25 protein-coding genes and 1 riboswitch are annotated in these 24,436 nt (G+C 67.1%); of the genes, 11 read left to right on the top strand and 14 right to left on the bottom strand.

Going from position 1 to position 24,436, the window contains the following annotated elements:
- The 3 genes from groL to B9C43_RS19030 all read right to left on the bottom strand — a co-directional run.
- The coding region (gene groL, locus B9C43_RS19040; protein WP_084427959.1) for a chaperonin GroEL at nt 1-1,113 on the bottom strand (1,113 nt) is incomplete at its 3' end.
- 199 nt (nt 1,114-1,312) lie between these two features.
- On the bottom strand, nt 1,313-2,563 hold the full coding sequence (locus B9C43_RS19035; RefSeq protein ID WP_084427957.1) for a serine/threonine-protein kinase: 1,251 nt from the start codon (nt 2,561-2,563) through the stop codon (nt 1,313-1,315).
- Between the two features lie 66 nt (nt 2,564-2,629).
- A complete protein-coding gene (locus tag B9C43_RS19030; RefSeq protein WP_084427955.1) occupies nt 2,630-3,262 on the bottom strand; it encodes an AIM24 family protein in 633 nt (210 codons plus the stop codon).
- 89 nt (nt 3,263-3,351) lie between these two features.
- On the opposite strand from B9C43_RS19030, the gene moeA reads away from it, so the two are divergent.
- From moeA to B9C43_RS18995, 7 genes are all read left to right on the top strand, one after another.
- Nucleotides 3,352-4,572 (top strand): molybdopterin molybdotransferase MoeA, encoded by a 1,221-nt coding sequence (gene moeA, locus B9C43_RS19025; protein WP_235038686.1) that lies wholly within the window; start codon nt 3,352-3,354, stop codon nt 4,570-4,572.
- A 107-nt stretch (nt 4,573-4,679) separates the two neighbouring features.
- Nucleotides 4,680-5,456 carry a phosphatidylserine decarboxylase gene (locus B9C43_RS19020; protein WP_084427952.1) on the top strand — a complete coding sequence of 259 codons (777 nt, stop codon included), beginning with the start codon at nt 4,680-4,682 and terminating at the stop codon, nt 5,454-5,456.
- Between the two features lie 5 nt (nt 5,457-5,461).
- Nucleotides 5,462-6,484 carry a CDP-diacylglycerol--serine O-phosphatidyltransferase gene (pssA, locus tag B9C43_RS19015; RefSeq protein ID WP_033390978.1) on the top strand — a complete coding sequence of 341 codons (1,023 nt, stop codon included), beginning with the start codon at nt 5,462-5,464 and terminating at the stop codon, nt 6,482-6,484.
- A 30-nt stretch (nt 6,485-6,514) separates the two neighbouring features.
- On the top strand, nt 6,515-7,249 hold the full coding sequence (locus tag B9C43_RS19010; protein WP_084427950.1) for a class I SAM-dependent methyltransferase: 735 nt from the start codon (nt 6,515-6,517) through the stop codon (nt 7,247-7,249).
- 69 nt (nt 7,250-7,318) lie between these two features.
- The gene (locus tag B9C43_RS19005) at nt 7,319-7,759 is read left to right on the top strand and encodes a MarR family winged helix-turn-helix transcriptional regulator (RefSeq protein ID WP_235038684.1); all 441 of its coding nucleotides are present in this window, start codon (nt 7,319-7,321) and stop codon (nt 7,757-7,759) included.
- The gene (locus B9C43_RS19000; protein ID WP_084427948.1) at nt 7,756-9,384 is read left to right on the top strand and encodes an MFS transporter; all 1,629 of its coding nucleotides are present in this window, start codon (nt 7,756-7,758) and stop codon (nt 9,382-9,384) included. The genes B9C43_RS19005 and B9C43_RS19000 overlap by 4 nt, the downstream gene beginning before the upstream one ends.
- On the top strand, nt 9,381-11,627 hold the full coding sequence (locus tag B9C43_RS18995) for an AAA family ATPase (RefSeq protein ID WP_084427946.1): 2,247 nt from the start codon (nt 9,381-9,383) through the stop codon (nt 11,625-11,627). Before B9C43_RS19000 ends, B9C43_RS18995 begins: the two co-directional genes overlap by 4 nt.
- On the opposite strand, the gene B9C43_RS18990 is transcribed toward B9C43_RS18995, so the two are convergent.
- The 3 genes from B9C43_RS18990 to B9C43_RS18980 all read right to left on the bottom strand — a co-directional run bounded on the left by B9C43_RS18990 (nt 11,624) and on the right by B9C43_RS18980 (nt 13,510).
- Nucleotides 11,624-12,532, bottom strand: a complete 909-nt coding sequence (locus B9C43_RS18990) for a S1C family serine protease (RefSeq protein WP_084427944.1) — start codon at nt 12,530-12,532, stop codon at nt 11,624-11,626. The genes B9C43_RS18995 and B9C43_RS18990 overlap by 4 nt on opposite strands.
- Nucleotides 12,533-12,617: 85 nt before the next feature.
- Nucleotides 12,618-13,217, bottom strand: coding sequence for a LytR C-terminal domain-containing protein (locus B9C43_RS18985; protein WP_084427942.1), 600 nt, complete (start codon nt 13,215-13,217; stop codon nt 12,618-12,620).
- On the bottom strand, nt 13,214-13,510 hold the full coding sequence (locus tag B9C43_RS18980; RefSeq protein WP_033390986.1) for a DUF3263 domain-containing protein: 297 nt from the start codon (nt 13,508-13,510) through the stop codon (nt 13,214-13,216). The genes B9C43_RS18985 and B9C43_RS18980 overlap by 4 nt, the downstream gene beginning before the upstream one ends.
- 161 nt (nt 13,511-13,671) lie before the next feature.
- On the opposite strand from B9C43_RS18980, the gene B9C43_RS18975 reads away from it, so the two are divergent.
- The gene (locus B9C43_RS18975) at nt 13,672-14,244 is read left to right on the top strand and encodes a peptide deformylase (RefSeq protein WP_033390987.1); all 573 of its coding nucleotides are present in this window, start codon (nt 13,672-13,674) and stop codon (nt 14,242-14,244) included.
- A gap of 38 nt (nt 14,245-14,282) precedes the next feature.
- Here B9C43_RS18975 and B9C43_RS18970 read toward each other — a convergent pair whose 3' ends face one another.
- The 3 genes from B9C43_RS18970 to B9C43_RS18960 all read right to left on the bottom strand — a co-directional run bounded on the left by B9C43_RS18970 (nt 14,283) and on the right by B9C43_RS18960 (nt 16,601).
- Nucleotides 14,283-14,996, bottom strand: a complete 714-nt coding sequence (locus B9C43_RS18970) for a DinB family protein (RefSeq protein ID WP_200825570.1) — start codon at nt 14,994-14,996, stop codon at nt 14,283-14,285.
- A gap of 109 nt (nt 14,997-15,105) precedes the next feature.
- A complete protein-coding gene (locus B9C43_RS18965; protein WP_084427937.1) occupies nt 15,106-15,999 on the bottom strand; it encodes a TIGR03619 family F420-dependent LLM class oxidoreductase in 894 nt (297 codons plus the stop codon).
- Nucleotides 15,996-16,601 (bottom strand): hypothetical protein, encoded by a 606-nt coding sequence (locus tag B9C43_RS18960; protein WP_063751174.1) that lies wholly within the window; start codon nt 16,599-16,601, stop codon nt 15,996-15,998. The genes B9C43_RS18965 and B9C43_RS18960 overlap by 4 nt, the downstream gene beginning before the upstream one ends.
- 189 nt (nt 16,602-16,790) lie before the next feature.
- Between B9C43_RS18960 and thiC the strand changes: the two genes are divergently transcribed.
- Together thiC and thiD are read left to right on the top strand one after the other, a co-directional pair.
- A complete protein-coding gene (gene thiC / locus B9C43_RS18955; protein ID WP_084427935.1) occupies nt 16,791-18,434 on the top strand; it encodes a phosphomethylpyrimidine synthase ThiC in 1,644 nt (547 codons plus the stop codon).
- A gap of 3 nt (nt 18,435-18,437) precedes the next feature.
- Nucleotides 18,438-19,259, top strand: a complete 822-nt coding sequence (gene thiD / locus B9C43_RS18950) for a bifunctional hydroxymethylpyrimidine kinase/phosphomethylpyrimidine kinase (RefSeq protein ID WP_084427933.1) — start codon at nt 18,438-18,440, stop codon at nt 19,257-19,259.
- Here the strand turns inward: thiD and B9C43_RS18945 are convergent.
- Nucleotides 19,256-20,803, bottom strand: coding sequence for a PstS family phosphate ABC transporter substrate-binding protein (locus tag B9C43_RS18945; protein WP_084427931.1), 1,548 nt, complete (start codon nt 20,801-20,803; stop codon nt 19,256-19,258). The genes thiD and B9C43_RS18945 overlap by 4 nt on opposite strands.
- A 167-nt stretch (nt 20,804-20,970) precedes the next feature.
- On the opposite strand from B9C43_RS18945, the gene B9C43_RS18940 reads away from it, so the two are divergent.
- A complete protein-coding gene (locus B9C43_RS18940; protein WP_143446402.1) occupies nt 20,971-21,774 on the top strand; it encodes an ion transporter in 804 nt (267 codons plus the stop codon).
- Between the two features lie 52 nt (nt 21,775-21,826).
- Here B9C43_RS18940 and B9C43_RS18935 read toward each other — a convergent pair whose 3' ends face one another.
- From B9C43_RS18935 to thiO, 4 genes are all read right to left on the bottom strand, one after another.
- Complete coding sequence (locus B9C43_RS18935) at nt 21,827-22,282, bottom strand: MarR family winged helix-turn-helix transcriptional regulator (protein WP_380145689.1); 456 nt, start codon at nt 22,280-22,282, stop codon at nt 21,827-21,829.
- Nucleotides 22,283-22,310: 28 nt separating this feature from the next.
- Nucleotides 22,311-23,066, bottom strand: a complete 756-nt coding sequence (thiG, locus tag B9C43_RS18930) for a thiazole synthase (protein ID WP_033390993.1) — start codon at nt 23,064-23,066, stop codon at nt 22,311-22,313.
- Nucleotide 23,067: 1 nt separating this feature from the next.
- The gene (gene thiS / locus B9C43_RS18925; protein ID WP_033390994.1) at nt 23,068-23,268 is read right to left on the bottom strand and encodes a sulfur carrier protein ThiS; all 201 of its coding nucleotides are present in this window, start codon (nt 23,266-23,268) and stop codon (nt 23,068-23,070) included.
- Complete coding sequence (gene thiO, locus B9C43_RS18920; RefSeq protein ID WP_084427927.1) at nt 23,265-24,332, bottom strand: glycine oxidase ThiO; 1,068 nt, start codon at nt 24,330-24,332, stop codon at nt 23,265-23,267. The genes thiS and thiO overlap by 4 nt, the downstream gene beginning before the upstream one ends.
- A riboswitch (TPP riboswitch) is annotated at nt 24,323-24,433 on the bottom strand. Its footprint overlaps the gene before it by 10 nt.
- Nucleotides 24,434-24,436 lie beyond the last annotated feature (3 nt).

Below are 24,436 nucleotides of genomic sequence, written 5' to 3'. Positions count from 1 at the left end.
GGCCAGCTTGGCCAGGCGCTCCTGCAGCTTCTCGCGGTCGTAGTCCGAGTCGCTCTTCTCGATCTCAGCGCGGATCTGGTTGACCCGGCCCTGGATCTGCTCGGCGTCACCGGCACCCTCGACGATCGTGGTCTCGTCCTTGGTCACGACGACCTTGCGGGCCTTGCCCAGCAGCGAGATGTCGGCGTTGTCCAGCTTGAGGCCCACGTCCTCGCTGATGACCTGGCCGCCGGTCAGGGTGGCCATGTCCTGCAGCATCGCCTTGCGGCGGTCACCGAAGCCAGGAGCCTTGACCGCGACGGACTTGAAGGTGCCACGGATCTTGTTCACGACCAGGGTCGCCAGGGCCTCGCCCTCGACGTCCTCGGCGATGATCAGCAGCGGCTTACCGGCCTGCATGACCTTCTCCAGCAGCGGGAGCAGGTCCTTGACCGACGAGATCTTGGAGCCGAACAGCAGGATGTACGGGTCCTCAAGGACCGCTTCCTGACGCTCGGGGTCGGTCACGAAGTAACCGGAGATGAAGCCCTTGTCGAAGCGCATACCCTCGGTGAGCTCGAGCTCGAGGCCCAGGGTGTTGCTCTCCTCGACGGTGATGACGCCTTCCTTGCCGACCTTGTCCAGCGCCTCGGCGATCAGCTCGCCGATCGTGGTGTCAGCGGCGGAGATGGAGGCCGTGGCAGCGATCTGCTCCTTGGTCTCGATCTCCTTGGCGACCTTGTGCAGCTGCTCGGTCACGGCCTCGACAGCCTGCTCGATGCCGCGCTTGAGCGACAGCGGGTCGGCGCCGGCCGCGACGTTGCGCAGGCCCTCGCGAACGAGCGCCTGTGCCAGCACGGTGGCGGTGGTGGTTCCGTCGCCAGCGACGTCATCCGTCTTCTTGGCGACCTCTTTGACCAGCTCGGCCCCGATCTTCTCCCACGGGTCCTCGAGCTCGATCTCCTTGGCGATGGAGACGCCATCGTTGGTGATCGTCGGCGCGCCCCACTTCTTCTCGAGCACGACGTTACGGCCCCTCGGGCCGAGCGTCACCTTGACGGCGTCGGCGAGGGTGTTCAGGCCGCGCTCGAGTCCGCGGCGCGCGTCCTCGTCAAACGCGATCAGTTTGGCCATTGCGGTGTGTCCTCCGCCTGCTTGCTTACGTTGGGGGTCGTGAGGCAGTGCCCCACGACGAACACTGTGCTCAGCCAGGTGTGGCGCCCGCGACGGACGACCGAGGGTGACCCGGTCTCACCATCCCGACTAGCACTCAACTCTACCGAGTGCTAACACGTGTTTAGCACTCGACAGGGGAGAGTGCAAGAAACGCAGGTCAACCGGCAGATGGAATGACGGTGAGGTTGGACGGCAGCGTCCGGCGCGTCGACGGCGTGGTCGCCCGCGGCTTCGTCTGCGTGCCTGAGCCCTCGCCGACCGGGATCTGCGGAACGGTCGTGTTCTGCTGCGGGCCGCTGTTGCTGCCGTTGCTTGAGACCAACACGATGACCAGCACGACGGCCGCGATCGCGATCAGTCCGACCAGGACAGGAACCAGCCATCGCTTGCTGCCCTTGTCGGACGTGAACGCTGACGAGCCGACCGGTGTCGGCGGCCGCAACCGGACGAAGTCCCCTGGTCCCTGCTGCTGCGGTTGCTGCGGCGGCTGCTGGGGCTGTTGCTGCGGCGGCCGGTACTGCTGCGGCTGCGGAGGGGGTGGAGGCGCCGTGGCCGGGCGTGGGACCTCACGGCGAGGCGCGTGCTGGAGGGCCTGGCGGGCCGCGCCGATCAGCGCCTTGCAGTCGAGGTAGCGGACCTTCGGGTCCTTGGCCATGCCACGGCGGATCACCTCGTCGATCGCACCCGGCAACGCCACCAGGCCGGTCACCGCAGGCGGGTCGAGGTTCAGGTGGCCCTGGATGACCTCGGGCACCTTGCCCTGGAACGGCGGCCGCCCGGTCAGGCAGGCGAACAGCACGCAGGCCAGCGAGTACGCGTCCGTCCGCGCGTCAACGGGCTCACCGCGCAGGTGCTCAGGAGCGGCGTACGTCGGCGAGCCGAGGAAGTCGCCGCTGCGGGTGCGGTGACCCGTGGCGCCGCGCCTGGTCAGGCCGAAGTCGGCGAGATAGACGTGCTCGGTCGACGTCTCCCTGCTGGTCACCAGCACGTTGGCCGGTTTGACGTCGAGATGTACCAGGCCGCGGTCGTGCAGCGTGTCGAGTGCCTCGGCGACCTGGCCGAGCAACGAGAGCGTGCGCTCCGGCGAGATCGGGCCGTTCTTGATGATGCTGGCCAGGTCGGAGCCGTCGACCAGGCGCATGGCGATGTAGAGCAGCCCGTCGACCTCACCGAAGTCGTAGAGCGGCACGACGTTCGCGTGATCGATGGCGGAGGTGTTTCTGGCCTCGTCCACGAAGCGCTCACGGAACTCCGCGTCCTCACCCAGGTGCTCACCGATGACCTTGAGGGCCACCTTGCGGCCGAGGCGGACGTCGGTGGCCTTGTACATCACGCTCATGCCGCCACGGCCGAGCACACCGTCGATCCGGTAATGCCCTAGGCGACGCCCGGTGAGGTCCTCCGACACGCAGCGCAGCCTAACGCCCGCCTACGACGCCACGTGGACGTATCCGCCAATTGGCCAGCCCGGCGGTCAGGACAGCGCCGCGATCATCGCCTGTGGTTTCCGGGTCTGGGTCAGTACCTGACCCGGACCGGCGAAGTCCAGCAGCAACCCTTCACCGGTCCGCATCGACTGCGGCAGGCTCTGGCTGATCGCACGCAGGCGCGTCTGGGTGCCTTCGGTGTAAGCGACCACACACGCCGGGGTGACTGTGATCGCCGCGCCCGGCTCCAGATTGACCACGTCCAGCGCGCCGCACGAGCTGAGCACCACGGATCCCTGGCCGGACACGTGGTCGAGGAAGCCTTGCTCGGCGCCGAACATCGGCCGGAACGGCGCCCAGTTGGCGTCGAACTGGATCGTGCTCGACGCGGCCAGCGTGCTGCCCCGCGTCACGCACCAGCCGGTGATGCCCTCCAGCTCGAGCGTGTAGACCTCGCCGGGCAGTGAGGGCGCCACGTCAACCCAGCCGCCCTCGGGCGGCGCGGTGAACAGCGTCGGCTGGACCCGCTTGCTTCGTCCGCCGCCTCTCGGCCGCACATCGATCGCCACGCCGTAGCTCGCCGAGAGCAGTGCGTCGTAGTCGGCCTGGATCGCCTCGCCGGGCGCCAGCAACAGCCTGGCCACGCCGTACGCAGGGGTGTGTCGGGTCCGGACCTGCAACGTTCCCCTCCGTGTTCACGCGTACCGTCGCACCACAAGTCTTTCACGCCACGATGCCGTTGCTGTGCGCAACGAGGCAGGATGCACTCGTGCCGAACACAGCGACCAGACCTCGCAGCGTCGATTCCTACCGGGCGACCATCGCGGCGCTGGTGACCGACCTGCCGATCGAGCGACTTCCGGTGGCGGACTGCCTCGGACTGGTACTCGCCGAAGATGTGACGGCGCCCATCGCGTTGCCGCCGTTCGACAACTCCGCCATGGACGGATACGCCGTGCGGTCCGTCGACGTGGTTGGCGCGAGCGAGGACAACCCCGTTGAGCTGCCGGTGTCCGAGGACATCCCGGCTGGCCGGACCGACGTGGTCCCGCTGCTGCCCGGCACGGCGCACCGGATCATGACAGGCGCGCCCGTACCGCCCGGCGCGGACACGGTTGTCCAGGTTGAGCTGACGGACTCGGGCGTGGACAAGGTGCGCATCTTCACGCCCGTGGCCCTCGGCACGCACCTACGGCGCACGGGCGAGGACGTCCGTGAAGGCTCGACGGTCATGACGGCAGGGACCGTGCTGCGCCCGGCCCAACTCGGGTTCCTGGCCGCGCTCGGGTTGCCCGACCTGCCTGTCCGTAGGCGCCCGCGCGTGCTGATCCTGTCCACCGGCACCGAGCTGGTCGAGCCAGGAAGGCCGCTCGCAGCTGGGCAGATCTACGAGTCCAACAGCGTGCACATCGCCGCGGCCGTCGAGGAGATCGGCGGCGTCGCGCACGTCCTGCGGTCAGTGCCGGACGACGTCGAGGCGCTGTACAAGACGCTCGAGCCGCATCTGCACGACCATGACCTGCTGATCACCACCGGCGGCGTGAGCGCGGGTGCGTACGAGGTGGTCAAGGACGCTCTCGCGGGTGAGGGCGTGGAGTTCCTCAAGGTCGCCGTGCAGCCGGGCGGTCCGCAGGGATTCGGCTCATACATGGGTTTGCCCGTTGTCACATTGCCTGGCAACCCAGTGAGCGCGGCCCTGTCGTTCGAGCTGTTCGTACGGCCCGCGTTGCTGCGTGCGATGGGACGCCCGGACGTCGACCGCAAGCGGGTGACGGCGAAGGCCAGTGCGGCGATGACCTCGCCAGCCGGAAAGAAGCAGTACAGGCGGGGTTATCACGAGGCCGGGTCGGTCCAGGCCGTGCCGGTCGGCGGGCCGGGGTCGCACCTGCTGATGGCGTTCGCGCAGGCCAACTGCCTGATCGAGATCCCGGAGGACGTCACCGAGGTGCCCGAGGGCGGCGACGTACAACTCGTCATGCTCGTTCCGTGACGGATGCACACATAGAGCCATTGATCCCACCTTTACATCGGCCTAAACTGGGGAAATCGGGTAAACCACGTGGATGAACCCACCGGTGCCGGTGCATCGTCGGGGGGATGCATCGGCACCTGGTCCAACCAAGTCGGGCAGACTTGAGGCCACATATCACCCGTCGTGATCAAGAAAAGGCCGCAGTGACTTCTTCCCCGAACCGTCCCGTCGCCCACTTCGTCGAGCTTGCGCGCGGGATCGTGCCACCCATGAACCCGGCAGGCCGCCCATTCGTGCTGGCAGCCGCCGCGCTCACACTCGTGCTGCGCAAGGTCTGGCGGCCGCTCGGGGTCGTCGGCGCACTGCTGACCGGCTGGACGGCCTGGTTCTTCCGCGAGCCCAAGCGGGTCACGCCGACCCGGTCCGGCCTCGCCGTCGCCCCGGCTGACGGTACGGTCTCGCAAGTCTCCGAGGTCGTCGCGCCGCCGGAGCTCGGCCTCGGCGACACCCCGATGCTGCGGGTCAGCGTGTTCCTCTCGGTGTTCGACGTGCATGTCCAGCGCGTGCCCGCGGCAGGCGAGGTGGTCCGCAAGATCTACCACCCGGGTAAGTTCCTGTCCGCTGACCTGGACAAGGCCAGCGAGGAGAACGAGCGCAACACGGTGCAGCTGCGCACCGAGGACGGCCACACCCTGGTCGTCGTGCAGATCGCCGGTCTCGTGGCACGGCGGATCGTCTGCCACATCGACGAAGGCGACAAGGTCACGGCCGGAGCCACGTACGGCCTGATCCGGTTCGGCTCCCGAGTGGACACCTACGTGCCGCTCGGCAGCCGCGTGCTGGTCGAGCCTGGCCAGCGGACGATCGGTGGGGAGACCGTCCTCGCCGAACTGGGAGGCTGAGCCAGATGGCGGCACGGACCGCCCCCGGAGTGCGGCTACTGCCCAACGCCATCACGGTCCTCGCGATGTGCGCGGGCCTGTCGGCCGTGCAGTTCGCCTTGCACGGCAACTACGAAGCCGTGCTGGCGTCGATCTTCGCCGCGGCGATCCTCGACAGCCTGGACGGCCGGATCGCCCGGTTGCTCGACGCGACCAGCAAGATGGGTGCGGAGCTGGACTCGTTGTCGGACGCGATAGCGTTCGGCGTCGCGCCCGCACTTGTGTTGTACCAATGGAAACTCGGTGAGGCATCGACCCGCGTGGGGTGGATCTTCGCGTTGGTGTTCGCGGTGTGCATGATCCTTCGGCTGGCACGCTTCAACACCCTGTTGGACGACACGAACCAGCCGCCGTACGCCAAGGAGTTCTTCGTCGGCGTGCCCGCTCCCGCGGGTGGCATGCTCGCGCTGCTGCCGATGATCGTGTGGCTGGAGTTCGACCGCGCCGAAGGCTGGTGGACCAACCAGGGCGTCGTGATGATCTGGACCGTTGCCGTGGCTGCGTTGCTGATCAGCCGGATTCCCACGCTCTCGGTCAAGACGACGCGCGTTCCGCCGCGCATGGTCGTGCCGGTTCTCGTTGGCGTGACGATGCTCGCGGCCGCGGTGGTGACCTTCCCGATCGCGGCGCTCGGCATTTTCCTGATCGTCTACTTGCTGCACATCCCATACGCGGTGCACAGGAAGCACTGGCTGGCGAATCACCCTGAGGCTTGGGACGTTCCGCCGCAGGAGCGCCGGGCCATCCGGAGGAGCCAGGCTCGCCGGTTGGGGTTGCGTCCGCCGCTGCGTCGCCGCGTCGCCGGGATGGCGCGGCGGGTGCGCATCGTTGGCCGTCGGAGTGACGACGGCGACCAGTTACACGCCGGGTGGCAGTCGTACTTGCCGCCGGAGCAGCATCCGCACGTGATCGGCCCGCTGCCCAAGCGCCGGAGCTGGCGACGGATCGGACTGCGACGTCAGCAGCGTCCACCCCGCGAACGCGGTTAATTCAGTTGGCGGATTCGGCACCATCGAGACATGCGGTCATTTGAGGAGCTCGTAGCCGAGGCGGACGCCGAGCCGACTGAGGGCTGGGATTTCTCGTGGTTCGAAGGCCGGGCGACCGAAGCCCGGCCTTCGTGGCGATACCAGCAGTCCATGGGCGGGCGCATGGCCGAGGCGAGCGCGGCGCTGGACATTCAGACCGGTGGCGGCGAGGTTCTCGCGGGAATACCCAAACGCCCACCCCTTTGTGTCGCAACGGAAGCGTGGCCGCCGAACGTGGCCAAGGCGACGGCGTTGCTGCATCCGTTGGGCACGGTTGTTGTCGCTTCGCCCAATGAGGAGCCGTTGCCCTTTGCGGATGGCGCCTTTGATCTCGTGGTGAGCAGGCACCCGGTCAAGCCGCGCTTCGACGAGATCGCGCGGGTCCTCCAGCCTGGTGGCACGTACTTCGCCCAGCACGTGGGCCCAGCCAGCGTGTTCGAACTGGTCGAGTTCTTCCTCGGGCCACAGCCGAGGGACGACCGGCAGCCCGGCCGGGAGCGCGCCGAGGCTGAGGCGGCCGGGCTGGAGATCGTCGACCTGCGCACCGAGCGGCTGCGGATGGAGTTCTTCGACATCGGCGCGGTGGTGTACTTCCTGCGCAAGGTGATCTGGATGGTACCGGGCTTCACCTCCGCGCAGTACATGCCCAAGCTCAGGGAACTGCACGAGCGGCTGCCCTTCGTCGCGCACAGCAGCCGCACGCTGTTCGTCGCCCGTAAACCCTGAGAAATCCAGTGGTCGAGGCCACTGTCCCGCAGGGTTGTAAATACATAAGTGCGTGATACAACTATCTGTGTGGATCTGCGTACGACTGCCCCGGCTGCCGAACTGGCGGTGGCGATGGAGAGCGTGGTCCGGCTGGTGCGCACGCTCAGCCCGGCGACTGGCCTGTCGTTCACCGCCGCGGGAGTCCTGGCGGCGCTCGAGCGGTCGGGACCGCGTCGACTGACTGAGCTGGCCACCGCGGAAGGCGTGTCGCAGCCCGCGATGACCCAGTTGATCTCGCGCTTGCAGGACAGCGGGCTCGTCGAACGGGTCACCGATGAGCACGACCGACGGGTTGTCCAGGTCCACATCACCAAGACCGGGCGTGACCAGGTCGCGTACCGCAGGCAGATCCGGGCCGAGCGGCTGGCTGAGCTGCTCGACGAGCTCGATCCGGCACACTACGAGGCGTTGACCGCCGCGATTCCCGCGATCAACGCACTGAGGGAACTCGCGGGGATGCAGAAATGACCAGTGATACCAACCTTTTCCGGCAACCGAAGGCCGTGTTCGCTGTCGCTTTCGCGTGCGTGGTCTCGTTCATGGGCATCGGGTTGGTCGACCCGATCCTGCCCGCGATCTCGCAAGACCTGAACGCCACGCCGAGCCAGGTGACCCTGCTGTTCACCAGCTACCTGGTGATCACCGCGATCGCCATGCTGATCACCGGGTGGGTGTCCAGCCGGATCGGCGCGAAGAAGACGCTGATCACCGGGCTGGCGATCATCGTGGTGTTCAGCGCGCTGGCCGGGGCGTCCGACAGCATCGGTGGGATCGTCGGCTTCCGCGCCGGCTGGGGCGTGGGCAACGCCCTGTTCATCGCGACTTCGCTGGCCGTGATCGTGGCGTCGGCGACCGGCGGCTTCGTCGGCGCGATCATCCTGTACGAGACCGCGCTCGGTCTCGGCATCGCCGTGGGCCCGTTGGTCGGCGGATTGCTCGGTGAGGTCAGCTGGCGTGGGCCGTTCTTCGGCGTCGCGGTGTTGATGGCGATCGCGCTGCTGGCCACGATCGTCTTGCTCGACCCCACACCGAAGCCGGAACGGAGAACATCTCTGGTCGAGCCGCTGAAAGCGTTGCGGCACCGGGGTTTGCTGATCCTGTCGTTGACCGCGCTCTGCTACAACTGGACGTTCTTCACGATGCTGGGGTACGCGCCGTTCCCGATGAAACTCGGCGCGATCCAACTCGGGTTCGTGTTCTTCGGCTGGGGTCTGCTGGTCGCGATCTTCTCGGTGTTCGCGGCGCCCCGGTTGCAGCGGCGGTTCGGCATCGCCCGCACGCTCAGCATCAACCTCGCCCTGTTCGCGGTGGTGATGCTGGGTATCGCGATCTGGACCGACTCGACGACCGCGCTTGTCGTGCTGGTGATCGTGGCCGGTGTGTTCATCGGCATCAACAACACCGTGACCACGCAAGCCGTGATGAGCGTGTCACCGATCGAGCGACCGATCGCGTCGGCGGCGTACGGCTTCGTGCGGTTCATCGGCGGCGGCCTGGCCCCGTTCGTGGCGGGCAAGCTGGTCGAGGCCACGAACGTGCACGTGCCGTTCTACATCGGAGCGGCGGTGCTGGTGCTCGGTATCGGGATACTTTCGTTGGCACGTAAGGAACTCGCGCAGGCCGAGCAAGTGCAGGAGGCTGCTCCGGCCGCGCCGGTTCAGGGCAATGTCATCGTGGCCGCCATCAACGACTCGCCCACGGCCGACGCAGTCGTGGACGCCGCCGTCAACCTGGCCAAGGTGCACAACCGGACTGTCCACGTGGTGCACGTCCAAGAACAGGCCGTGACCGTCAGCGAGGACCCGCACGCCGCCGAGGCGGTGGTCCAGCGTCAAATCAGCCGGGTCAAGGGCGTGACCGGCGAAGTACTCCACGGCGCCTCGCGTCACGGCGACATCGGCCGGCTCGTCGCCGAGTACGCCGACCAGCACGGCGCCCGAGCGATCGTGGTCGGCGTGCCGACCCACGGCGGGCTGTCGGCGTTGGTCGAGGCCAGCGCCAGCCAGGAGCTCTGGCAACACGCCAAGGCCCACATCCTGATCGTGAACCCTGCCCTCAAGCAGGCGCCACAACCCGTAGGCTCGCATGCGTGACATCGCCCCAGATCACGCTGACCGCCAGGTTGACCCCGTCGGCCATCGACACCCGGCGGGGTGTCGTCCGGCTGCACCCGGAAGTCCTTGACGCCCTTGGCCTGCGGCAGTGGGACTCGGTCAAGCTGATCGGCGCGCGATCCAGCGTCGCCTTGGCCGCGGCGAGCGAAAACCTTCCCGGCGTTGCCCTGCTCGACGACATCACGCTGACGAACCTGGGCATCGTCGAAGGCTCTGAGGTCGTGGTCTCACCCGTGGCTGTGGCCGCCGCGCGGTCGATCACGGTGGCCGGTTCGCGGCTCGCCACGACCGCGGTCACCCCGCAGACCCTGCGTCTGGCCCTGATGGGCAAGGTGTTCACAGTCGGTGACGCCGTGTCGTTGCTGCCGCAGGACCTCGCCCCTCCGCCCGAGGCGGACGTGACCGCGGCACGTCAGCGGCTCTCCCAAGCCATTGGGATGACCTGGACCAACGAGCTGATCACCATCACCGCGTCGGATCCGGCTGGAGCCGTCGCGGTCGCGCCGTCCACAGTGGTCAGCTGGCGGGACGGCGCGCGGACCGCGGAGATCACTTCCGGCTCCACCCAAGGCACCGCGCAGAGCCAGATCATCGAGGACGCCGTGATTGTCGCCAAGGGAATCGACACAGCGGAGATCGACACTTCACCCGCCGAAGCCCCGCTGCCCGTCGCCGATCTGGTGGGCGCCGTCGATGCGGCTCGTAAGCTGACCGAATGGCTGGAGCTGGCCTTCCAGCGGCCGGAACTGCTCAAGAAGCTCGGTGCCGCACCACGCCTCGGCGCTTTGGTCAGCGGTCCGGAAGGCGTCGGCAAGGCGAGCGTCGTCCGGTCGGTCGCCAACGCGGTGGACGCTCGCATTGTCGAAGTCGCGGCGCCCTCGATCGCCGTTCTGGAAGCGAATGCCGCGGCTGCCAAGGTTCGCGCGGCGGTTGCCGAGGCCAAGAAGAGCACTCCGGCCGTGCTGTTGCTGACCGATGTGGACGCTCTGCTGCCCGCCAGCAATCCCCCGCCGGTCGCGACGATCGTGCTGGACTCGTTGCGTGCCGCGGTGAACACGCCGCGTCTGGCGATCGTCGCGACGACTGCGCACCCCGAGGCCATCGATCCACGGTTGCGGACGGTCGAGCTGCTCGACCGTGAACTCGCACTTCCCTTGCCGACCAGCAAAACGCGGGCCGACTTGCTGCGCGTGCTGATGCGGGACGCACCCATGGAGTCCGATGTGGACTTCGGTGTGATCGCGGATCGCACGCCCGGCTTCGTTGTCGCGGACTTGGTCGCGCTGCGGCGTGAGGCATCGGTCCGCGCGGCGCTCCGCCAGAAAGACGCCCCCGAGCCGAAGATCTCCGCCGAGGACATGGTCGGCGCGCTGGAGACGGTCCGGCCGACTTCGATGTCCTCTTCGGACAACCTGCAGACCGGCGGGTTGACGCTCGACGCCGTAGGCGACATGAGCGAGGTCAAGCAGTCGCTGACAGAAGCTGTGCTGTGGCCGCTGCAGTACCCTGATTCCTTTGCCCGCCTTGGCGTTCAGGCTCCGCGCGGCGTCCTGCTGTACGGCCCGCCAGGTTGCGGCAAGACGTTCCTGATCCGCGCGCTGGCCGGAACGGGTCGGCTGAACGTGATGTCCGTCAAGGGCGCCGAGCTGATGGACAAGTGGGTCGGCGAGTCCGAGCGAGCCGTGCGGGAGTTGTTCCGCCGCGCCGCGGAAGCCGCGCCAGCCATGATCTTCCTCGACGAGGTCGACGCATTGGCCCCGCGCCGTGGCCAGTCCAGCGACTCAGGCGTCGCCGACCGCGTAGTCGCCGCGCTGCTCACCGAACTGGACGGTGTGGAGCCGTTGCGGGACGTGATCGTTGTCGGCGCGACCAACCGCCCCGAGCTGATCGACCCAGCATTGCTGCGGCCAGGCCGATTGGAGCGGATCATCTACGTCCCGCCGCCCGACGGCGAAGCCCGGGCGGCGATCCTGCGCTCGTCGGCCCGCAACACGCCGCTGGCTGACGACGTTGATCTGGACGCACTGGGCGAGACGTTGGATCGCTACTCGGCAGCGGACTGCGCGGCCTTGATCCGCGAGGCCGCGTTGACCGCGATGCGGGAATCCCTTGAGGCCACAGTGGTCACGGCGGCGCACCTGGCCAAGGCGAGGGAGGCCGTCCGGCCTTCCCTCGACCCAGCCCAGTTGGCCTCGCTGGAGGCCTACGCGAAGTCGCGTTAGCGGACGGAGAGCTCGGTCGGCGTCGCGAAGACGTCGACCATGGCTCCGCCACGCAACACCGTCACGGGCAGCTCCGTGCCGATCGCGTCGGCGAAGAGCTGCTTCTGGATTCCTTGTGCGTCACTGACTTGCTTACGCCCCACGGTCAGCACGAGGTCGCCCGAGTGCAGTCCTGCCCTGTGCGCGGGGCTGCCCGTGACGACCTCGACGACCCGGAGGCCGGCCTTCTGCCCGGTCCGTGCGGCCACGTCGTCAGGCAGAGGCGCGGGCATGCTGACCAGACCGAGGTAGGCCCGGCGGACTCGGCCGTCGGAGATCAACGTTTGCACGATCCGCATGGTCGTCACGTTCACCGGCACCGCGAGACCGAGCCCGAACCCGGCGACCGCGGTGTTGATCCCGACGACCCGGCCGTCGGAGTCGGCGAGGGCGCCGCCCGAGTTGCCAGGGTTCAATGCCGCGTCGGTCTGGATCACGTCCTCGATCACCCGGCCCGCCTTGCCTTGCCGAACCGGAAGGGCCCGGCCGAGAGCGCTGACCACTCCCGCGGTCACCGAACCGTTGAGGCCGAGCGGGTTGCCGACCGCGACCACGAGCTGGCCGACCTCAAGCTCGTCGGCGTTGCCCAAAGTCGCCGGTGGCGGAATCTCGCCCCGCGCGCTCAACACCGCCAGGTCCGACAGCGGGTCGACCCCGACGACTTCGAAAGTCGCGTCACTACCGTCGGCGAACGTGGCCGTACCACGCCTCGCGGTCCCGACGACGTGTGCGTTTGTCAGCAGACGGCCGTTTTCGAACACGACGGCCGAGCCGCTGCCGTTGTCCAGCCGCACGCTTGCCACGTGCGGAGTCACCGATTTGGCAACGGAGCTAACCGTCTTGGAGTACTCGTCCACCGCCACCACCGCCCATTGCCGTGATTACACCGTTGCACCCTTAACAACGTTACCTGGGCGTGCGTGTTCCACGGACCTGCTGAGCAGGGGATTCTTACTTCGACTTCTCGTCGTACTCGCGCGTGACGATCACGATGATGCCGGGCGAGGCGTCCTTGATGCCGTCGAACCGGGGCTCGACACGCAGCCCGAACTGCTGCGCCAGCTCCTTGGCTTGAGCCTCCTCAGCCGTGCCCGGCCGGTAGTAGACCGTCGTGACGGGAACCTTGCCCTGGTGGGGTCCCGTGTCGACCACGTTCCAGCCACTGGCGCGGAAGTCACTCGCGGCACGCTCGGCCAAGCCCTCGATGAAGCTGTTGTTGTAGACCCGGACCGGCTCCGAGCGGTTCGGCGGCTGTGGCGGAGGTGCCGGAGGCGATACCGAACTGGTCGTGGTCGGCGGCGCGGGCGGCGGCACCGTGCTCGTGGCGCTCGTCGTCGGCGGGGCCGGCGGCGCGCTCGTCGGCGTCTCCGACGGCGGAGGCGGCGGTGGCTGCGATTCGGAGGACGGAGGCGGCGGGGCCGCTTGCTCCGAATCACCACCCCCGAGCAGTTGGATGAGTCCGATCACCAGTGCGATCAGGGCGAGCGCGAGCAGGCCCAGTCCGGCCAGGCGAGCCGGCCGGGTGGGTCCTGCCTGCTCGGGTGAGGTCATGTCTGTTCGACACCCAGCCTTCGTGCTCCACGGACCCGGACGCGACCGCTGCGGAGCCGCCGGAGGCGTTTCACCAGCAACGGATCGGCCATCAAGGCCTCGTGCTTCTCGATCAAGTCGTTGACCAACTGGTAGTAACGGGTGGGTGAGATCCCGAAGATCTCCCTGATCGCCTGGTCCTTCGCGCCGGCGTACTTCCACCACTGGCGCTCGAAGGCGAGGATCACCCGTTCCCGCTCGGTCAAGCCGTCGTGCGGCCCGCCCTCGGGGACCAGTGCCTCTGCGGCGTCCATCCGGCTCCTCGGTTCGCGGTCAGGATTCCCGTACCCGTCTGGGAAGAATCACACGCATGTGATTTCCGCCCCGTCATTACATCACGCCCCCGCTCTCGACTGTCGGTCATGTCACCCGGCGCGTCCGGATCGAGCAGTCGCCGCTGGATAGAGTGCCTGCCATGGCTGTACACCCGATCCGTGTCGTCGGTGACCCTGTTCTACACAACCCCACCGACAAAGTTGCCACATTCGACGCCGAACTTCAGCAGCTCGTCGAAGACATGTTCGAGACGATGGCGGCCGCGAACGGGGTGGGCCTCGCGGCCAACCAGATCGGCATCCCGCTGCGCCTGTTCGTCTACGACTGCCCGGACGACGAAGGCGTGCGGCACCGCGGTCTGGTGATCAACCCGGTACTGGAGACATCCGAACGTCCGGAGACCATGCCCGACCCGGACCATGACTTCGAGGGCTGCCTGTCCGTGCCGGGCGAGACGTACCCGACCGGCCGGGCGTCGTGGGCCCGCGTCACCGGCCAGGACGTCGACGGATCGGAGCTCACGGTCGAGGGCACGGGTTTCTTCGCCCGTTGCCTGCAGCATGAGACCGACCACTTGGACGGCCTGCTGTACCTGGACCGGTTGGTCGGCCGGTATGCCAAGCAGTCGAAGAAGATGCTCAAGCGCAACGGGTGGGGTGTGCCCGGCCTGTCATGGGACCCGGCTACCGAGCCTGACCCTTTCCAGGACTAGGCGTTACTGAACTCGAACCGCCGCAAAGATGGCTGGCTTTAGCGCTGTGCCTCGATCAGGTCGAGGTCGCGGACGCAGAAGCGGTGGTGCTCGAAGGTCTCGTTGAGCACGGTGCGGAGGCACTGCCGCACCGAGCGGCCCCGGGCGTATGGCGGCCAGACATCGTCGTCGGGCACCGGCGCTGGCGCTGCGAGCTGCACGGCGGTGACCTCGTCGAGCCAGGCCTCGAGCTCGGCGGCCTGTGCGTCACGCACGCTCACGATCTCGTCGAGGGCCGGATCGAGCGAGAGGTCAAGCCCGTGCGCTTCACGGTAGGGCTCGACGGTCGGCCCGATGCCCATCGGCGTGAACAGCTCCGTCGAGCCCAGGCAGCAGCGGCGGAACCACGAGTCGTGGACGAAGACCAGGTGGCGCATCGTCTGCACCGCCGACCACTCGTCGTTCACGCTGCGGCGCTCGATGCCGGGCGTACGGCGGATTCGCTCGATCGTGGCGGCCCAGCCGGCATGGAGCTGACGCGATGCCTCGCGCAGATCGGCAGGGTCCTCGGAACGGAGCAGCACCCGCACCGGATGACGCCGGTCGAGCTCTGCCTCCACGTACTCGCTGACCTCGACACCGTTCACCACGAGGTTGGTGACGAGCCCGTCGATCACGGCATCCTGCATGACCACGCCGATCAGGCGTGCCCCGGTCAGATCGCACTCGCGGAACTCCGCACCGTGCAGGTCTTCGTCGACATACCGCGTCATGGTCCGCATAGTAGGTCCGAGCACCGACAAACCAGCCTCCTCGGCTTGATTTGGCCTCTTCCAGGTCCTGACCGAGCGCGAAGAACGCGCCACCCAGTCCAAACAGCCCTCAAGGTTTGAGGGCTTCGAGGAGTTCCTGTGCGCCCTCGGTCGCGCTGTCCGCGGAGACGTCCGGGTTGCCGATCCGGGGATCCCAGTTGAGGTCGTAGAACAACTCTGTGACGCCCTGCTCGCCGAGCCACTCGGCGTCGGCACGGATCTGCGAGTACGACCCGGAAAGCCTGCCCACGCGCTCGCCAGGGCGCACTACGCCCCGAACGACGACACGTACCCCGGCCGGGTCCTTGCCTGCCTCGACGGCGGCCGCACGGACGATGTCGATCTGCGCCGAGATCTCGTCCAAATTGGTGGCGCTGCGGGACATCCAGCCGTCGGCGATGCGTCCGGCGCGGCGGAGGGCCGCGGGCACGGCACCGCCGAGGAGCACCGGTGGCCCGGGCTTCTGCACGGGCTTGGGGTCCATCCGTGACGGCGGCACGGTGTAGAACTCGCCGTCGAAGCTGCTCACCTCGTCCGCCCACAGGGTGCGTAGGACCTGCAGGTACTCCACGGTCCGAGCGCCTCGCCGCTCCATCGACGAGTCGGAGGCGGTGAACTCCTCCTGCAGCCAGCCCGCGCCAAGACCCAGGTCCACGCGCCCACCTGACAGCAAGTCCAGCGTCGAGAACTGCTTGGCCACGTACGCGGGCGACACGAACGGGAAGTTGATCAGTGCGACCCCGAGCCGGATGGTCGTGGTGCGAGCGGCCATGAACGCCATGGCCACCGTGGGGTCGAGGACGCTGCGGTAGACCGCGTCGAGTCCGTGTTCGGCCGGAACGAGCAGCCGGTGGAACGTCCACAACGACGAATAGCCCAGCTCCTGCGCTGACACGGCGAACCGGGCGAGGTTGTCAGGGGTGGCCCAGGCACCCGCCACCGGGGCGCCGAATCCGATCTTCATACAACGACCGTATTCTGCCGCCACGGCAGGTCGGGCAGGGAGGCCAACTCCTCATACGAAGTGCTCACGGCCAGCTCCTCGTATCGGCCGGCGATCAGGAACGACCGCAGCCGCTGGGCTTGCCGCGCGGTGAAGCAGTGGCCGGTCAGCAGGAACGGCAGCACCAGGCGCCAGTACGCGACCTGTGAGGCCCGGTGCCGGTGCGGCGCCCGCAGGACCACCCGGGCCTGACGTAACAAGTGCTCGTTCGGGGTCATATCGCCGCCGGCCAGCCAGCGCTTCTCCTCGGCGATCGCGCAGTACGCGCATTCGATTTCCCCGGTGGTGGCCTCACGCCCGCAGCCGGCGCAGTTCGACAGCCGCAACGCCCAGTCCAGACAGGTCCACGGATACGTGTGGCCGTCATCGGTCAGCACCGCCGATATCAGGTCCGACGGCGTCCCTGCCAGCGCGTTGAGCCAGTCAGCCGCCCAGTACCGGTCCACGAAGTCCTCGCACGCCGAACACTGTGGGTAACTACGGCCAGCGAATTCACCGCAGTCAGCGCATGGCTCGACCGCGTCGGGTCTGGCCAGCTGACGCAAGCCCGGTGCGGACGTCACAGCGAAACGGTACGCCAGTTGTCTTGGCAACGCGCGGTCATCGTGGTTATCGTCGAGAAGATTCACCAAACGTCGCGGGAGCTCGCGCCTAGGCGGGCTGAGAGGGCGGCTTGGTGTCCATTGAGGACCAGGCGCCGCCGACCGCATGAACCTGACCGGGTAATGCCGGCGTAGGGAAGGAAGGCGTTAATGACGGCGCTCGAAGACCGCACTGTCCAGCCGACCATCACAACCGGGCCGATCTCCGGCTCGCACAAGGAATACCGCGATATCGGCGACGGTATCAAGGTGCCCTTCCGCAGGGTGGAACTCACCAACGGCGAACACGTCGACCTCTACGACACCTCTGGCCCGTACACCGACGGCTCAGCGACCATCGACGTCCACAGTGGACTTCCCAGGATCCGGGAGAGCTGGGCACTCGAGCCGATCAACGGCGCGGTGACCCAATTGGCGTACGCCAAGGCCGGGATCATCACCAACGAGATGCGGTTCGTTGCCGCACGGGAAAAGATGGACCCGGAATTCGTCCGTTCGGAGGTTGCCATCGGCCGGGCGGTCATCCCGGTGAACCGCAACCACCCCGAGTCCGAGCCCGCGATCATCGGCAAACGGTTCCTCGTCAAGGTGAACGCCAACATCGGCAACTCCGCGGTGTCCTCGTCCATCGAGGACGAGGTGGACAAGATGGTCTGGGCCGCCCGGTGGGGTGCCGACACCATCATGGACCTGTCCACCGGCAAGCGGATCCACGAGACCCGCGAGTGGATCATGCGCAACTCCCCCGTGCCGATCGGCACAGTGCCCATCTACCAAGCGCTTGAGAAGGTCAACGGCGATCCGGCGAAGCTGAACTGGAGCGTCTACAAGGACACCGTCATCGAACAGTGCGAGCAGGGCGTGGACTACATGACTGTCCACGCTGGCGTGCTGCTGCGGTACGTCCCGCTGACCGCCAAACGTGTCACCGGCATCGTGTCGCGTGGCGGCTCGATCATGGCGGCGTGGTGCCTGGCGCACCACAAGGAAAGCTTCCTGTACACCAACTTCGAAGAGCTGTGCGACATCCTGCGTGCCTATGACGTGACTTTCTCACTGGGCGACGGGTTGCGACCCGGCTCGATCGCGGATGCCAATGACGAGGCGCAGTTCGCCGAACTGCGTACGCTCGGCGAGCTGACGCACATCGCGCGCGCCAAGGACGTCCAGGTGATGATCGAGGGCCCAGGGCACGTCCCGATGCACAAGATCATCGAGAACGTCAAGCTCGAAGAGGAATGGTGCGGCGAGGCGCCGTTCTACACCCTCGGTCCGCTCGCGACGGACATCGCGCCGGCGTACGACCACATCACCTCGGCCATCGGCGCGGCGCAGATCGGCTGGGCCGGGACCGCGATGCTCTGTTACGTCACCCCGAAGGAGCACCTCGGACTGCCCAACCGGGACGACGTGAAGGTCGGCGTGATCACGTACAAGATCGCGGCGCACTCGGCGGACCTCGCCAAGGGCCATCCGGGCGCTCAGGAGTGGGACGACGCGTTGTCCAAGGCCCGCTTCGAGTTCCGCTGGCACGACCAGTTCAACCTGTCCCTCGACCCGGACACGGCACGGTCCTACCACGACGAGACCCTGCCCGCGGAACCCGCGAAGACGGCGCACTTCTGCTCGATGTGCGGGCCGAAGTTCTGCTCGATGAAGATCACCCAGGACGTGCGCAAGTACGCCGAGGAACACAACCTGTCCACAGTGGACGCCATTGAGGCGGGGATGGACGAGATGTCGGAGGAGTTCCACAAGCATGGCGACAAGGTCTACCTCCCAGTGGTCGACTGACTCATGACGCCACCCACTGTCCTCACCATCGCCGGAAGCGATTCCGGCGGTGGTGCGGGCATTCAAGCCGATCTGCGGACCCTCTTCGCCTGTGGCGTGCACGGATTGACCGCGGTCACCGCGGTGACCGTGCAGAACTCCATAGGTGTCACCGGAATCGTGGAGATCCCGCCCGACGTGGTCGCCGCCCAGATCGAGGCGGTGGCCGTGGACATCGGGATCGGCGCGGCGAAGACCGGGATGCTGGCGAACGCCGAGATCATCCTGGCCATCGCGGGCGCCGCCGACCGGGTCGGGATCGGCCGTGGCGGCAGCACGCCGTTCGTGGTCGACCCGGTCTCCGCGTCGATGGGCGGTGACCAGTTGCTGCAGGACAACGCGCTGGACGCGTTGCGGGCCGAGTTGTTCCCGCGCGCCACCGTGATCACGCCGAACCTTGACGAAGTCCGCCTGCTGACAGGGATCGACGTGACCGACATAGCAACCCAGCGCGACGCCGCCAAGGCGTTGTTCGATTACGGCCCGGAATGGGTCGTAGTCAAAGCGGGCCACATGAAGAACGTCGACGACTGCGTCGATCTGCTCTACGACGGTTCGACGTTCCACGAGCTACCCGGGCCACGCTTCGACACCGGCAACACCCATGGCAGCGGCGACACGCTCGCCTCGGCCATTTCGTCGCAGCTGGCCAGAGGATCATCCGTGCCCGAAGCCGTCGCTTTCGGCAAGCGGTTCATCGTCCGGTCCGTACGGGACTCGTACCCGCTCGGCCAAGGCCACGGCCCGGTGTCACCTTTCTGGCGGTTGTCGCAGGAGGAGGTCTAGGCGCCGGGCCTGCACAGCACAGGGTTCTGCAGTTCGTCGCATGGCCGGTTGCCGTGCGAGCGAATGATGTCCTTGCCGACCTGGTTGGTCAGGTAGCGCAGGAAACTCGCGGCCAGCGAGTCCGCTTTGGGCTCCTGGTAGGTGTACGCGAACTCGGTCTCCCAGAACGGGTACGCGCCGTGCGTGGCCGCCTCCAGCGTTGCCTTCTGGCCGTCCATGCGCACCACCACCAGGTCGGTTCGCTTTGTGGCCGCGCCGAGTTCGGCGTACCCCAACGCTCCGCGGACCGAGGCCACACCGTTGAGCAGATCGTCGGTCCGGTCGCGTTCGCAGCGGATGATGCCCGGATCGCCGCCGCTGTCGCGGGTCCGGCAGTTGTCGGAGTTGGTCGCGGCTTCCCGTTTGCCCTGCAGGATCTGGTGCTGGAACGTCGTTCTGGTACCGGATCCGGGTTTGCGGCTGATCAACGTGACCGGCACGTCGTTGCCGCCGATCTCCCGCCAGTTCTGGACCTGCCCGTCGTACAACCGCCGGACTTGGTCGATGCTCAGGTCGCCGATGCCCGCGTCCTTGTTGACCACCAGGGTGAACAGCATGAACGCGACCGGCCTGGGTAACAGCTGCGGCTGCAGGTCCGCCTTGGCACCATCGGAGAACGCGAGCACCGGCGGCGACGCCTCGAGCTGGTCACCGGCTTCCTGCAGCGCAGAGAGACCGCCTGAACTGCCCTGGAAGTCGTAGGTGAAACTCGCGCCGGAGCACGTGTTCGCGTACATGTCACCGGCTTCCCGCATGACGGCTTCGATCGCGGTCGACCCGGTCAGCTTGACCGTCCCGGTGGCACAATCCAGCGGCACGTCCTCGTTGAACACTGTGACCAGGCCAAGCCCGAGGATCACCACAGTCATGAAGACCAGCAACGCCGTGGTCTGACGGGACATCCCGGTACCGGACGCCGTCATCTTGACGCGTCCGCCCTTGATCCCCGCCTCGATCCTGGGCTTGGGCGGCGGGCCGTCCTTGTCTCCCTTGACACGCTCAAGGACAGCCAAGACCTTGTAGTGGTCCGGGCGGTTCAGCGGCACTCGCGGCAGGGTGATGTACCCGATCGGCTCATCGGCCCCGTCGATCACGCCCCTCGCCAGCGCGTTGTTCTCGCCAGTGAAGTTGGTGTGCAGACTGCGCGGGTTGAGGTCGGTCACGACCATCCCGGCGACCGTCCGGCCGGGGAACAGGATCCGGACACCGACCTTGACGTCCGAGATGACCTGGTAGTCGTGCTCGTCGATGGTGGTCGCACCGGCGTTCTCGATCCGCACGAGCACGAACGACGGGTTCACCAAGGCGGCGGCGCCGCTTTCCGGCTTCATCCCGGCGAGTACCCCGGCGTACTTGGACCCGGCCTCCTCCATCGCCGTGGTGTCCATCTGCACGCGGTAGCCGAGCCGCTTGCGGCCGACGAAGAAGAATTCCCACAGAAATGCGAAACCCGGGACCGCGATACCGACAACCGACAGGACAAGTGCCCACAGGTCCAGATCCATCCGACGGCTCCCCCGCGTCCGGTACAGGAACGGTCAATCTAGATCGGCCGTACCGCTGGCCGGGGCACACTTCAGCAGGTGTTCACGCTCCCATCGCCAAGGAGTTATCCACCACCTGGCGCAACGGGGACTGCCCCGTTGACGCGTGTCCTTTACGCTTCAGCCCCGTGATCTCCCGGGAACAAGTGCGCACTCTGGTGACGCGCAAGGCCTTCCAGCGCTTCATCATCGGCGTGATCGTCTTCAACGCGATCACGCTCGGCTTCGAGACCTCGCCCGGCATCGTCGCCGAGTTCGGCAGCATCCTGCACTTCGCCGACCGGGCCGCGCTGGCGATCTTCGTCGTGGAGATCCTGCTGCGGATCTACGCGTTCGGCTGGGCGTTTTTCAAGGACTCGTGGAACATCTTCGACCTGGTCATCATCGGCATCGCGGTGGTGCCCGCGACCGGCGAGTTCTCCGTGCTGCGAGCGCTGCGGATTCTGCGAGTGCTGAGACTGATCTCGGTGGTGCCGTCGATGCGGCGCGTGGTGAGCGGCCTGCTGCTCGCGGTTCCGGGCATGGCGTCGATCGCGGCTTTGCTGGCGCTCGTGCTCTACGTCGCCGGGGTGATGGCCACGAAGCTGTTCCAGCACCTGCAGCCGCAGCACTTCGCTGACCTCGGTACGACGCTGTTCACGTTGTTCCAGATCATGACCGGCGAGGGCTGGCCGGACATCGCCAGGGAACTGATGCAGAAGGCACCGCTGGCGTGGATCTTCTTCGTCACGTACATCATCGTGTCCAGCTTCGCGGTGCTGAACATGTTCATCGCGGTGGTGGTCAACGGGATGGACCGCGGGATGACCGAGGAACTGGTCGAGGCCGAGGAGAAGCACGCGGCCGAACAGAAAGCCTCGGACGAGCTGCTGCTCACCGAGATCAGGGCGTTGCGCGCGGAGATCGCCGAGCTGCGGGCCGCACGTGACTGAATCGTTGCAACTCGATCTTGTCTGACAGCACCGAAGCGCTGCCCACCAGCGTCTACTCCTCGCTGAGCAGTTCTTCCAGCACAGGGATGGCGCTGATCAGCTGGGCCTGTTTGGCCTCCGGCAAGCGCTCGATCCGCCTGCGCAGTTCCTGCACGCGGGTCGAGCGCAGTCCGGAGACCATCCGCTCACCGTCCGGTGTGGCCTTGACCAGCCAGGCCCGCCGGTCAACCGGATCCGGTTCGCGCTGGACGTACTTGGCCTCGACGAGCGCGGCGACGATCCGCGACATGGTCGGCGCGGCAACGCCTTCCTTGTTCGCCAGATCGCCGAGCCGCATCTCACCGCAGCCGACCAATGTCGACAACGCGGAAATGGAGCCGTGTCCGAGCCCTGGAGCGCCACTGCGTCGCAGTGACCGAGACAGCCGTCCGATGGCGAGATACAGCCGAGCCGGCACGTCCTCAGCAGCCGAAGGCGTCACAGTGCCCTCCCTCGGTGAAAGGTGCATCGGACAATAATGACTGTTTGCCCTCTCGTCACCGAGGAGGGCTGGATGCCTGTGCCCAGAATCGTTGCGGTATACGCCCTGCCGACCGTGCCAATCTACCTGCGATAACACCGCTGCGCATGGCCGCGGCCATTTTTTCGGGATCGCTCGCACGGGTGACGGCGGTGGCGAGCATCACCGCGTCACAGCCCAGTTCCATGGCCAGCGCGGCATCCGACGCGGTGCCGATGCCCGCGTCAAGCACGACCGGAACCGACGCCCTGGCAACGATCAGTTCGATGTTGTGCGGATTTCTGATGCCCAGTCCCGTTCCGATCGGCGAGCCGAGCGGCATCACCGCTGCCGCACCGGCTTCCTCGAGCCGCAACGCGAGCACCGGATCGTCGTTGGTGTACGCCAGCGCCACGAAGCCATCCGCGACGAGTTGCCGCACGGCGTCAAGCAGCTCAACGGGATCCGGTAGTAACGTCCGATCATCGGCTACCACTTCGACCTTGACCCAGTTGGTGTCCAAGGCTTCCCGCGCGAGCCGTGCGGTCAGCACGGCTTCCGCGGCGGTCCGGCAGCCCGCGGTGTTCGGCAGCGGGTCGATTCCCAGTCGCCGCAAGGTCTCCAGTACGCCCGTACCGCCGCCGGCGTCGACGCGTCGCATGGCGACTGTCGTCAGCTCGGTGCCGGAGGCGACGAGAGCTCGTTCGAGGATGGCGAGGTTGGCCACGCCACCGGTTCCCATGATCAGCCGGGAGGAGTATTCCCGGCCGGCGAGGACAAACGGATCGTCCATGTCAGCCTCCTTGCACAGCGGTCAGCACTTCAATGTCCGCGCCTTCGCCGACCACGGTGTGCCGGTGGCGGGCGCGGGGCACGACTTCGCCGTTCACCGCGACGGCGATGCCGTTTTCTCCGATCTCCAGCAGCCGCAGGACATCCGCGACCGTCGCGCCGTCGGCCAGCTCACGTTCGACACCATTGACGCGCGCCTTCATCCTCGTGACTCCAATCTGGCCGCAAGAGCCGCTTCGGGGATCGGTTCACCGTTCAGCAAAGCCACCACCGTGTCCGCGGTGATCGGGGCGAGCAGTAGGCCATTGCGGTGATGCCCGCTGGCCACCAGCACGCCGGGCTCCAGCCAGTCGATCACCGGCAGGTTGTCCAGACTCGACGCTCGTACGCCAGCGGCACTTTCCACGAGGATGTACTCGGAGATACCGGGGACCACGCGTTCCGCGTCCAGCAACAGGTCGCGGACACCCTTCACGGCCACTTCCGTGTCGTACCCGGCTTCGTACTGCGTCGCGCCGAGCACGACTTCGCCCGTGTCGCGGGGAACGAGATACACCGGCCTCGATTCCACCAAGGCCCGGATCGTCCGGCCGAGCGGCAGCGCGCCGCGACCCGGCTTCAGCCGCAGGATCTCGCCCTTTACCGGCCGTATCAACGAGTTCAGCCGTGGGTGCAGATTCCTGCTCCACGCCCCGGCCGCGACGACGACCGCGTCGCAGTCCACAGTGGAGTCTTCGAGCTCGACGGCTCCCCGCCGGACGGCTTTCACTTCCGCATGGAGGAATTCCGCCTTGGACCTGAGCACCTCGAGCAGCTTGCGGTTGTCCACGGCCAGATCGCCGGGCACGGACAGTCCACTGCGGACCGAGGTGGACAGGGTCGGTTCCATTCTGCGGAGTTCCGGCCCGGTCAGCCGATCGACTTTGCGCCCGATGGAAGCCAGGTGCTCGGCCAGAATGACGAGTTGGTCGGCGTCGGCGGAGTCGAAGGCCGCGACCACCGTGCCTTCCCTCCGCAGGCCGACATCACCGAGTTCGGCCGCGAACTCCGGCCAGGCGCGTAGCGACGCCTCACCCAGCTCCAGCAACGGTTCTTCGCCCGGCCACGCCTCGGTTGTCGGCGCGAGCATGCCGCCCGCGACCCAGGACGCGCCCGAACACGGTTGCGGGTCAACCACAAGAGTCCGCCATCCGGAATTCATGGCACGCCACGCGACCGACAGGCCGATCACGCCTGCCCCGACGACTACGATCTTTCCTTTGACCACAACACGCTCCCTGCGCCGGCATGACCCGGATCAGGTTCGACGGTCGGAACTCCTCAAGTTCCCTCTCAGCCCGGTTTCGCCAGGCTCCCGTGCGGACCGGTCAT

It is taken from the genome of Kibdelosporangium aridum, from assembly GCF_900176515.1.
Lineage (GTDB): Bacteria > Actinomycetota > Actinomycetes > Mycobacteriales > Pseudonocardiaceae > Kibdelosporangium > Kibdelosporangium aridum.
Note: the sequence above shows the minus strand (reverse complement) of the source record. Positions and strands in the feature narration are given on the sequence as shown.